Here is a 10,975-nt window from a genome sequence, read left to right as displayed (position 1 = left end):
TGCGTTCTGCGTTCTGCGTTCTGCGTTCTGCGTTCTGCGTTCTGCGTTCTGCGTTCTGCGTTCTGCGTTCTGCGTTCATCTGTTCTCCAGCAGTCTGTCAATCGCTTTTGCCAACGCATGGTCTTTGGCAGTAACCACATCTCCTTCATCGTGCGTGTTTAACCAGATCTCTACGGTGTTCCAGACATTGGTCCAGCGGGGATGGTGGTTGGCTTTTTCGGCTTCGAGCGCTACCCTTGTCATAAAGGCAAAAGCTGCTGAAAAATCAGTAAAAGTGAATTTGCGGTAGAGGGTATTGTTTTCTTCGGTCCACATAGTTGTACAATTGAGTGCTGTATTGGTAAGGTATGCTTTCTGTAGCATGTACAGTGTACCGATAAAGTTAAAACACCATATTCCCTTTATTCCTGATCTGCTCATTGGTCAGTTCGGCTACCAGCTGTACACCATTCATATTCCGGACCGATTGTTTGATCCACTCCCCTTTCTCTGCATCTACCAGGTCTCCCTTCATCAGCCACAAAAAATCCATGTGTTTGAATTCGGGTAACAGGTATTCACCATCGCAGTGGTTATGATAGAGGTAATGCACCAAAAAACTATTGGGTTCGGGCGATTGGTATACCGAGAAATAATAACTGCGCTCTTTTCTGCGGAGATGGATCTCAATATCGTTGTTGAGACGGAAATGATACCCCAGCTGGTTATTCAGCTGCAGGCAGAACTGGTAATTCTTTACCGGAGCCGTAATACCCAGTAAACGGGTGTCTTCAAAGAAGTCATCATTCAGTTCTTCTATATCCAGTCTAAGCCGCATATAACTGTATTAAACCTCTGCGCAGAGGTGATTTAGAATACGATATCGAATGTTTTTTCTTCCTTGCCTCTTTTGATCTTCAACTGGGTCTTATCACCTTTGTTGAATTTACCCAAAGATTGCATATAACTGTTCACATCTATAAAAGTATACTCGCCCAGCTGTAACAGAATATCTCCTGTTTGCAGGCCGATCTTTTCGGCCAGTTTACCCGGACTAACCCCATCTATCCGCATACCGGTTCCGGTAAAACCATAATCGGGGATCACACCCAGGCTTACTTTGAACCCGCTGCTTCGGCCGGTTTGCGGGTCTTTGGTTTTGGTAAAGGGAAGTTTGCCTTTGCTGTCTGTTGTTTCAATGATCTGGTATACCAGTTTTACAATATCGCGCTGACCGGTGTAATTGATCTTGTCCCAATCATCGGTGGCTTTGTGGTAGTCGCTGTGGCTGCCGGTGAAGAGAAATAATACGGGCATGTCTTTCCGGTAAAAAGCAGCATGATCGCTGGGACCGCTGCCAGTGCTATCGAAACGGGTTACCAGTGTAGTAGCAGTTTTGCTGAACACTTCGCCCCATACGGGTGAAGTGCCATAACCGCCAATGGTGAGTTTATGCGATGTATCGTACCTGCCCACCATATCCATATTGATCATATAATTAGGCGTGATGTTGGTGGTGGGATTGTCTAACCAGTATTTACTCCCCAATAATCCCAGCTCTTCGCCTGAAAAATTGATGATGAGGTAATTGTTATTCACCGGCGCTTTTTTCTTCAGCATTCTCGCCAGCTCTATCAGGGCTGCTGTGCCGCTGGCATTGTCATCTGCTCCGTTGTGGATCAGGTGGCCGGTATCGAGTGCTGTTTTATCTTCCCCATATCCCAGGTGATCGTAATGTGCACCCAGGATCACGGTATTTGCTGCGTTGTTATTGATAAAACCCACCAGGTTGCGGGCAGTTCTTTTTTTCTCGGCAATAAACACCGCCAGTTCTACAGACAGTGTTGCAGCATGATCAGAAAAATAAGCATCATAGCCTTCTTTGGTGATATAGATCACAGGGATTTTCAGCGCCTGGCTTTTATCGTTTTTGTTATAGCGGATATTATCTGTAAGGGTAGATGTATTATACACAAACAAGGCGGTGGCACCTTTCGCGGCCACGGTATTGGCCGTTTTTTTGATCTCTTCTTCTATATCAAAATGCGGATTGGTCCTGTTTTCTTCCAGCAGGTCTTTCAGGTCTTTGAACCAGGGTTGCCTCGCTTCGCTGAGAGCCATGGCGGGATTACCTTTTACCTTTCCGGTGCCACTAAAAGCCAGGGGCTGGTATTCTTTTCCCAATAACAGGGTTTTCCCTTCCACGGTTACAAAACTGGCAGGGTCTATCTGGCGGCCTTCATCTACCGGAAATTCCTGTATAAACCCCTGGTTGCCTTTGGGTTCGATTCCCATCTGGGTGTACTGCTGTATAATATACTGCATGGCCAGTTCTTCTCCTTTTGATCCGGATCTTCTGCCTTCCAGTTTATCATCGGCCAGGTATTGTACATGCGCCGAGAGGTTGGTAACCAGTTCTGCATTGGCTTTTTCTTCGGCGAGGCGTTTTTTGCGCTTGCTTTGAGAAAAGGAAAAAACGGGCACCAATACCAGTACCAGCAGTATTTGTTTCATACAAGGTTCAGTTTATGCCGCAAAAATAAGTGGATGATATGGTCTTATTGCTACCCATTACCAAAATCGGTCAGATTCTGTTCCCAATCTCGTAACTCATACCCCTTCTTTGCGGCTACTTTTGCAACCATTCAATCCATTTGTCTACACCTGCCTTACATATTGCCCTGGTTGGTAACCCGAATAGCGGAAAAACCTCGCTGTTCAATGCCTTAACGGGCCTGAACCAGAAAGTGGGTAATTTTCCGGGTGTTACGGTTGATAAAAAGACCGGACATATACAACTTGAGCCCGGTTTACCTGCCGAGCTGATAGACCTGCCAGGCACCTACAGTCTCTATCCCCGCAGGGGAGATGAATGGGTGGCCTATAAAGTATTGATGGGGGCCGATGCAGAAATCAAACCCGATATTGTATTACTGGTAGCCGATGCCAGTAACCTGAAAAGAAACCTGCTGTTCTGCAGCCAGATCATTGACCTGAAAGTTCCCGTGGTGATGGCTTTGACCATGACCGATATTGCTGCTAAAAAAGACATAGAAATAGATATCAATGGCCTGCAGGCCGAGTTGGGTATTCCGATTGTGGCCGTGAACCCGCGGAAGAACAAAGGACTGGGCGATATCAGAAAAGTATTGGCACAGGTGGCCAAAATGAACCCGGGCACACAGGTCCGCGATTTTATGGACACCCGCAAACTGGCACCAGCTGCCATCGAAGCCGTTCAACTGCTGTTTCCGAAGCTGAGTGATTATGCGGGCATTCATTACCTCATCAACCACGAAAACTTCCCGTTAACCGAAAAGGAGCAGGAAATTGTAGAACAGATAGAGATCGATAACCGGTTCAATCCTACCAAAACGCAGGCAGAAGAGATCATGCAGCGGTATACCCGCATCCGCCAGATCATGCAGAAGCATGTGGTAGAACCCGGGCCACTGGAGAAAAAAATGTTCTCCGATAAACTGGATAACCTGCTGCTGCACCGCACCTGGGGTTATGTAATATTATTATCCGTTCTCTTTCTCCTGTTCCAGAGCATTTTCTGGCTGGCCCAGTTTCCGATGGACGGGATTGAATGGTTGTTTACCCAAAGCACCACCTGGTTAAATGCCCATCTGCCAAAAGCCTGGTGGAGCGATCTCTTTATTAATGGGATTGTGGCCGGACTCAGCGGCATCCTGGTATTTATTCCGCAGATCATGATCCTGTTCGGATTGATTACTATTCTGGAAGACACCGGTTATATGGCCCGTATCAGTTTTCTCAGTGATAAGCTGATGCGTAAAGTAGGACTGAACGGTAAAAGTGTGATGCCCATGATCAGCGGTTTTGCCTGTGCCGTACCGGCCATCATGAGCGCCCGGAATATTGAGAACAAAAAAGAAAGACTCTTAACCATACTGGTAACCCCTTTAATGAGTTGCAGTGCCCGATTACCGGTGTACACGATTCTGATCTCGCTGGTGGTAGATGATAATTATTATTTCGGTTTTCTGAGTGTACAGGGTCTGGTAATGATGGCTTTGTACCTGATGGGAACCGTGATGGCACTGATCGTAAGTTATGTGATGAAGTGGTTTATCAGGATCAAGGAAAAAAGTTTCTTTATCCTGGAACTGCCCATTTACCGTGCCCCACGCTGGAAGAATGTGGGTATTACCATGGTAGAAAAAGCGAGGATCTTTGTGTTTGATGCCGGAAAAATTATCATGATCATCAGTCTGCTGCTCTGGTTCCTGAGTTCGTACGGACCCGGCAACCGGATGGAAAAAGTAGAGGCCAAATATGCCGCACTGATACAGCAACAACCCGCAAAAGTAGATTCGCTGGAAAAACAGCTCTCTTCCGAAAAATTACAGAACTCCTACGCAGGTATATTGGGTAAATCCATTGAACCCGTGATCACACCCCTGGGGTATGACTGGAAGATCGGGATCGCACTCATCACTTCCTTTGCCGCAAGGGAAGTATTTGTGGGTACCATGGCCACTTTATATAGTGTGGAAGAATCTGACGATAGTTCGCTGCGCCAGAAAATGGCCGCGGCCACGCATGCCAATGGCAGCAAAGTGTACACGCTACCTGCGGCTTTCTCGCTCATGATCTTTTATGTATTTGCCATGCAGTGTATGAGTACCCTGGCCGTGGTAAAACGCGAAACCCGTACCTGGAAATGGCCGGTGTTTCAGTTTGTGTATATGACAGGATTGGCTTACGTGTTAAGCCTCATCGTATACCAGGTATTCAGTTAACTACTTTACACTGTGGTTGAATAGAACCTACGCCCCCTTCTCTATCAACGAAGTTTTTTTCGTGTCTTTCATAAACACATACACCAGCAAAGAAATAAAAATACAGGCCGTGGTATACCAGTAGTAACCCGTTTCGTTACCGGCATTTTTGAACCAGAGTGCGAGGTATTCCGCCGTACCGCCAAACAACGCCACTGTTACCGAATATGGAAAACCCACACCCAACGCACGGATCTTAGCGGGAAACAATTCTGCTTTTACCACTGCATTGATAGATGTATATCCGCTTACAATTAAGAGAGCAGCCATCATCAGCAAAAAAATAGAGAAGAGATCTGTTGTATGACTGAGCATAGTTAAGATAGGCACAGTTAACAGGGTACCCAATATGCCAAAGCCGATCAGTAAGGGCCTTCGGCCGATCCTGTCTGACAAAGCACCGAACAGCGGTTGTAGCAACGCATAAATAAATAAGGAAGCAAAGGTTAACTGCGTTGATTCGGTTTTGCTGAGATGTACCGTATTTACCAGAAACTTCTGCATATACGTGGTGTAGGTATAAAAAGCGATGGTGCCGCCCAGGGTTAATCCCACTACAGTAGCCACTGCTTTGGGGTGTTGTAAAAGTTCTTTGAGAGATCCCTTCTGTTCGTTGGATGCGTGTTTGCTCTTTTCAAAATCTGCCGTCTCTTCCATATTTCTGCGCAGGTAAAAAGCCACGAGCGAAAGCAGGGCACCGATGAAAAAAGGAATGCGCCATCCCCAGTTATGCATCTGTTCGTTCGTGAGAAAAAGGTTTTGCAAAATCAGCTGTATACCCAGTGCTACCAGTTGTCCGCCAATCAGGGTTACATACTGAAAACTGGAAAAAAAGCCGCGCCTGCCTTTTCCCGCCATTTCGCTGAGGTAAGTGGCAGCGGTTCCATATTCGCCGCCTACACTTAATCCCTGCAGTAATCTTGCGAGCAATAATAATATGGGAGCAGCAATACCGATCTGGTTATACGAAGGAGTAACAGCAATCATCAACGAACCAAACGACATGATCAGTACCGAGAGTGTCATGGCCCATTTTCTTCCTTTTCTGTCGGCCAGGCTGCCAAACAACCAGCCGCCAATAGGCCGCATCAGAAAACCCACAGCAAATATGCCGGCTGTTTGCAACAGATTGGCGGTGGCATCTTTGCCCGGGAAAAAAACAGGGGCGAAATATAAAGAGAACGCTGCGTATGCATACCAGTCGTACCATTCCACCAGGTTACCAATGGAGCCGCTAACGATGGCCCGGATCTTTTTGCCGGAATGAGTAGTTGTGGTTGCCTGCATAAACATCAGCTGTTGAAAGCCGGTGTCAAGATACTTATTTAAGGTATTGTGCTATTAAACCAGGCGTATAAATATTACCAAGTAAAAAATCTGTATCCCTCTGTTCCTCCATTACTCTGTGTTGAAAAAGACAGCAATAGCAGGATGATTGTGAATGAGTGATCATTTTCAACACAGAGAAACAGAGATGGGGAGTTTCACAGAGAGGAGCGTTCAACTAATGCAGGTTTGATAAAAATTGTTGCAGCAGGTTTAGCTGTACCGGGTTATCCGTTACCTGTTCCGCCACCTGTTGCAGCAGGTACTGGCGGGTGGCGGGCCGGGCATCGGCCATGTCTGCATATTGTTCATCCCGGATCTCAATGGATAAACGCAGGTATTTACCCGGATCCAGCATTTCATGGGTTTCGTAATGTGTGCTTTTATTTACACCCTTCATCATAATATCTGTGATGCGGGTAATCCATTGCAATTGTCCCCAGCTAACCGCTTCTTCCTCACTGATAGTTCCCTCATAACTGCCGGTACCGAGTGAGAGGATCCGGATATCATCATACATAACAGCTGAACCATCTCTTTTTTGATAGAAACCCGCATTACCATACCTACTCACTTCTGCCAATGCCGCCATGGAGGGATTGTTTACAAAAACACCACCGTCAATTCCCGTAATTAGTTGGTTCTTATGCGTAAATGAGTAAGCCGGTAAATATGTGGGTGCTGCAGAAGTGGCCCGGCACACATCGTATACCCTGGCATCGGCCGATGCATCGCCTGCCGCTTCGCTGGATTTGAAAAAAACAGGCTGGTTACTGCTCAGATCATAAGTAGATACCAATACCGGACGCAATGCTTCGCTGATGGTTTGCTGAGAGATGAATCGGCGCAAAACCTGGTCGAGCCCTTCGGGACTATACGACGGGGCAAGCAGGCTTACAATGCGATGCAGGATCTTATCAATCCCGGAACGGGTAGGAAAAATCGTATTCCCGTATCTCGTGTAGATATCTGCGATCTGTTCAAGCGAATACTTGGGACTGAGCGGATGTTTATCATCGCGCAGCGTAAGACAGCAGGCAATAAGGCCACCGGTAGAAGTGCCGGCAATCATGTCAAATACATCCTGTACCTTTTTACCGGTCATTGATTCGATCTTTTGCAGGATGCTGATGGGTACAATGCCCCTCAGCCCGCCTCCATCGATCGAAAGGATATTGAAGGTTGGCATAGACGAAGGATGATGGATGCAATAAATTTCCTGTTTTCCGGCCAGCTCTCAAAGGGCATATTTCCCATATAATCAACGGGAAATTTCCCGTATTAGCGGAAGAAAAAGCCCGGTTATAATCTGCGTAATTTTTTGAATATTTGAAGTTCTATATCCTCACCCCCAAAACTCGACAGCATGACACACGAATGTTGCATTGAATTTTACTTCAAAGCCGATGAATTAGCCAAATTACTGGCCGATAACCCAAATGCAAAAGGAATTATCATTTCTCAACAGATTATAAGAGAGAAGCCCAAGGGAGCTGAACATTATGTAAATATAGCCCGCATCAAAGCAAGACCTCACCTGGCAGAAGAAAACCCCACCGATAGTTTGCAGAAAACAGTTACCGGCGGAGAAGAAACCATTAATGGCTGCCCTTTCCCTCCCGGCTGTACAGAATAAGACGGCAAAGGTTTCTCTGCATTTTATGACCGATTGATACAGACAGTTGTGAAGATCTTCGTTACGATACTTAATTATATAGATATCGGGGCGCCCCTGGTGGCTTTATTGTTTTTCATCAAACCCTTCAAACAGCTGCCGAGGGCGCTCCGTTATATTTTCTGGTTTGTGGTGGTTCAGTTTGTGACCAACCTTACGGCTACTGTTCTGGAAAAACTGATCATCACCAATTATTCGGTGTATCTCGTAAACATTATTCTCTCGTTTGTGATCTTATCCATCATGTTTTATGAGATCGGCAATCAGTTTATCAGAAAAATATTTCCGTTCACCTCCCTGCTGTTTGTCTGGTTTGCTACCACTTCTATTGCCAATGGAGACGGGATTGGTACGTATAACAGTGCCATTTCTGCCTCGGCCAGTTTTATCATTACGGCTTATTGCCTGGTATTTTTTTACTGGCGGCTGGTGAGAGATGCGAAATACTCCGGACTAACCAACAGCGCGTTCTTCTGGATCATCATCGGGATTTTTACGTACTATACAGGTAGTTTTTTTATATTTATCTCTTACAAATACCTGATCGTACGTGAAGCCAGTATCATTGGTATTCTCTGGCGGTTCCACAATTTACTGTTAACCATTTTCTGTATTTACACGATTTACGGTCTTTCATGCAAAAACTATCAGAAAACATAAGCATTATTTTGGCAGCCTCCAGTATCCTGCTGCTGATCACGCTGTTTATTGTAATGCTGGTAGTGGCTTACCTGAAACGTGATCTGAAACACCTGAAGGAAAAAGAAAACATGGAAGCCGATTTTGAGAACCAGCTCCTGCAATCGCAGCTGGAAACACAGGAAGAAACCCTGCACCAGCTGAGTACCGAGATCCATGACAATGTGGGACAGTTATTAAACAGCACCAAACTGCTGATCGGTTTAACCCAGCGTTCCTTACCCGAACCGCCGGAAACCTTACTCATGGCGGATGACACACTGGGTAAAGCCATCCAGGAAATCCGTTCCCTGTCAAAATCGCTGAATAAAGAGTGGTTACAGCAATTTAATTTTATCGAGAACCTGGAAGCAGAGATCAGTCGGATCAATGCAGCCCGGGGCCTGCAGATCAATCTTTACCGGCCGGATACTTTATCGATGAAAGCCAGCGAACAGATCATTCTCTTCCGTATTGTGCAGGAAGTGTTACAGAATGCCATGAAACATGCTTTTGCCAAAACCATCGAGATCAAGATCAAAGAAGACAGCCGTTTACTCACCATTTTTATCGCTGATGATGGTACCGGCTTTGATGAAGCGGCCATTACACAAAGCGTAGGGCTACTGAATATTAAACACCGCACCAAACTGCTGGGTGGCACGGTGCGCTGGCTCTCTTCCATCAATAATGGCACCCAGGTTACCATCCAATTACCCGTTAATCCATCCACTCCATGAAAACACCGATCGGAATTGTAGATGATCACCAGTTGTTCCTGAAATCGCTGGGACTGATGCTCAAGAGTTTTAAAGTGTACGATGTGGTGCTCGAAGCACTGAATGGCAAAGAAGTGCAGCAAAAGCTGGCAGGGGATGGTTCAGTTCCCTCTATTATGCTGATTGATGTGAATATGCCGGTGATGAATGGAGTTGAAACCGCCAAATGGCTGAACAGCAAATACCCGCAGATGAAACTTGTAGCTTTATCTATGAATGATAATGATACGGTGATCATTGACATGATCAAAGCCGGCTGTTGTGCTTACCTGCTCAAGGAAACACACCCCGACGAACTGGAAAGGGCTTTACAGGAAATCAATAAAAAGGGATTTTACAATGCGGATAGCAGTAATGTTAATTTCCGCCGTTTGTTGATGACTGAACAGGAATCGCCGGTACTGTCTGAAAAGGAAAAAATATTTCTGCAATACGCCTGCTCCGACCTAACCTACAAAGAAATTGCCGCCACCATGTGCCTCAGCGAGCGCACCATTGATGGCTACCGCGAATCATTGTTCGGAAAACTGAAAGTGCAGAGCCGGGTTGGGTTAGCGATGGAAGCGATTAAGAAGGGGTTGGTGAGTTTGTCGTGAGGGAGTGTTTGTATAAAAGCAGTGGCGGGCTACACTTTAGGTTGTCTCAATAATTTTTATTTGCTTCTTCGGTCAAATTGTAAACCACATTTGATAATAATACTTGACTTATATTTCACTCCTGTCCTTGCTTCTGCAAATACTGTCGTTGTGCGTTCACACTGCTTATTTCCAGATTGGCTCTTTTTCCCAGTTATTTAAAAAGCCAAGTTTATAAATAGGAATAGTTGAACTGTTAGCAAATAATTCAAGAAGCTTTGTTTTTATATGATGTCCGGGCGTAACAAAATTGCATAAGTAGAGCATACAGGATATTATAAGAAAGGGCTTTTTACTCTGTACGGGTAGTAATGGGTTTTGAAACCACTGCCCTATTGGATTGTTTAGATTTTCAACAGGCTTTTTTACCATATTTCTACTCCATAGTCTTGAATGGTGAGCAATTATATTTCTTACATACGTAATAGCCTCCAGCCAACTTGAAAGTTCACTATGAAGGTTTAGGCCCATCTGTTTAGCTATCGTAGATTTTTCAGGAAGCTGGTGTTCAAGATTTTTATACAGCTTGGAAAGAGTTCCCATAGAAACTACTTCTAAAATTTTCCATGCATCGGCATCTTCCATTGGGTAGCGATTCCGGTGATCTTTAATAAATATTTCCTGACTTCGGCCGAATTCCTTTCGTAATTCATCGATTGTATGTAAATGAATTGTTTTCGTCGCACCCACAATGTTAACGTTTTGTCTAACAAATAAATTCGGGTTCAAATACCATAAGCCCCCATATTTCATTGATAGATGATAAATCATTTTTGTCCGTAAAGAGATTTCTATTCTTTCAATTGCATCAAAAAGAATCAATCTCAGATGACGGTCAAAATTGTAGCGGTCAACAATATCTTCAAAGTAAGTATTACTATTAAAAGTGTGAAGCGTATAATCGGCTTGCATATCCCACCAATAACCTTTAAGCCTGTAGTAACTTATGTTTTGTAAAAAATGAGGAGCATTAGCCTCATCTCTGAACAGCATTCCTCTTTGCTTTAGTAGCGTTATTTGCCCGGCTACGGATAATGGAGGTTTATTTGCCATAGCTAAAAAAATGACCCGCTATCAGTTCTTATGGTATGATAG

11 protein-coding genes are annotated in these 10,975 nt (G+C 45.0%); 5 read left to right on the top strand and 6 right to left on the bottom strand.

Annotation, left to right across the window (positions count from 1 at the left end):
- Nucleotides 1-75: 75 nt before the first annotated feature.
- Genes AC1RNB_RS12065 through AC1RNB_RS12055 form a run of 3 tightly spaced genes read right to left on the bottom strand, consistent with a single transcriptional unit; the run spans nt 76 to nt 2,493 of the window.
- Nucleotides 76-363 (bottom strand): 4a-hydroxytetrahydrobiopterin dehydratase, encoded by a 288-nt coding sequence (locus AC1RNB_RS12065; protein WP_493083099.1) that lies wholly within the window; start codon nt 361-363, stop codon nt 76-78.
- Between the two features lie 19 nt (nt 364-382).
- On the bottom strand, nt 383-817 hold the full coding sequence (locus AC1RNB_RS12060; RefSeq protein WP_493083098.1) for an IPExxxVDY family protein: 435 nt from the start codon (nt 815-817) through the stop codon (nt 383-385).
- Between the two features lie 32 nt (nt 818-849).
- On the bottom strand, nt 850-2,493 hold the full coding sequence (locus AC1RNB_RS12055; protein ID WP_493083096.1) for a M28 family peptidase: 1,644 nt from the start codon (nt 2,491-2,493) through the stop codon (nt 850-852).
- A 140-nt stretch (nt 2,494-2,633) separates the two neighbouring features.
- Between AC1RNB_RS12055 and feoB the strand changes: the two genes are divergently transcribed.
- Nucleotides 2,634-4,748 carry a ferrous iron transport protein B gene (gene feoB / locus AC1RNB_RS12050; protein WP_493083095.1) on the top strand — a complete coding sequence of 705 codons (2,115 nt, stop codon included), beginning with the start codon at nt 2,634-2,636 and terminating at the stop codon, nt 4,746-4,748.
- Nucleotides 4,749-4,775: 27 nt separating this feature from the next.
- Here feoB and AC1RNB_RS12045 read toward each other — a convergent pair whose 3' ends face one another.
- Together AC1RNB_RS12045 and AC1RNB_RS12040 are read right to left on the bottom strand one after the other, a co-directional pair.
- Nucleotides 4,776-6,074 (bottom strand): MFS transporter, encoded by a 1,299-nt coding sequence (locus AC1RNB_RS12045; protein ID WP_493083094.1) that lies wholly within the window; start codon nt 6,072-6,074, stop codon nt 4,776-4,778.
- A gap of 217 nt (nt 6,075-6,291) precedes the next feature.
- Complete coding sequence (locus tag AC1RNB_RS12040) at nt 6,292-7,302, bottom strand: CBASS cGAMP-activated phospholipase (RefSeq protein ID WP_493083093.1); 1,011 nt, start codon at nt 7,300-7,302, stop codon at nt 6,292-6,294.
- A 177-nt stretch (nt 7,303-7,479) separates the two neighbouring features.
- Here AC1RNB_RS12040 and AC1RNB_RS12035 point away from each other — a divergent pair, with 177 nt between their 5' ends.
- The 4 genes from AC1RNB_RS12035 to AC1RNB_RS12020 are packed head-to-tail and all read left to right on the top strand — an operon-like array spanning nt 7,480 to nt 9,841.
- Nucleotides 7,480-7,749 carry a hypothetical protein gene (locus AC1RNB_RS12035; RefSeq protein WP_493083091.1) on the top strand — a complete coding sequence of 90 codons (270 nt, stop codon included), beginning with the start codon at nt 7,480-7,482 and terminating at the stop codon, nt 7,747-7,749.
- A 48-nt stretch (nt 7,750-7,797) separates the two neighbouring features.
- Nucleotides 7,798-8,448 (top strand): hypothetical protein, encoded by a 651-nt coding sequence (locus AC1RNB_RS12030; protein WP_493083090.1) that lies wholly within the window; start codon nt 7,798-7,800, stop codon nt 8,446-8,448.
- Nucleotides 8,424-9,206, top strand: coding sequence for a sensor histidine kinase (locus tag AC1RNB_RS12025; RefSeq protein WP_493083088.1), 783 nt, complete (start codon nt 8,424-8,426; stop codon nt 9,204-9,206). The genes AC1RNB_RS12030 and AC1RNB_RS12025 overlap by 25 nt, the downstream gene beginning before the upstream one ends.
- Nucleotides 9,203-9,841, top strand: a complete 639-nt coding sequence (locus tag AC1RNB_RS12020) for a response regulator (protein WP_493083087.1) — start codon at nt 9,203-9,205, stop codon at nt 9,839-9,841. Before AC1RNB_RS12025 ends, AC1RNB_RS12020 begins: the two co-directional genes overlap by 4 nt.
- Nucleotides 9,842-10,006: 165 nt before the next feature.
- On the opposite strand, the gene AC1RNB_RS12015 is transcribed toward AC1RNB_RS12020, so the two are convergent.
- Nucleotides 10,007-10,933, bottom strand: a complete 927-nt coding sequence (locus AC1RNB_RS12015; RefSeq protein WP_493083086.1) for an Abi family protein — start codon at nt 10,931-10,933, stop codon at nt 10,007-10,009.
- Nucleotides 10,934-10,975: the final 42 nt, after the last annotated feature.

The organism is Sediminibacterium sp. GW821-FHT12F12 (assembly GCF_058806635.1).
This window is presented reverse-complemented; position numbering and strand designations above follow the sequence as displayed.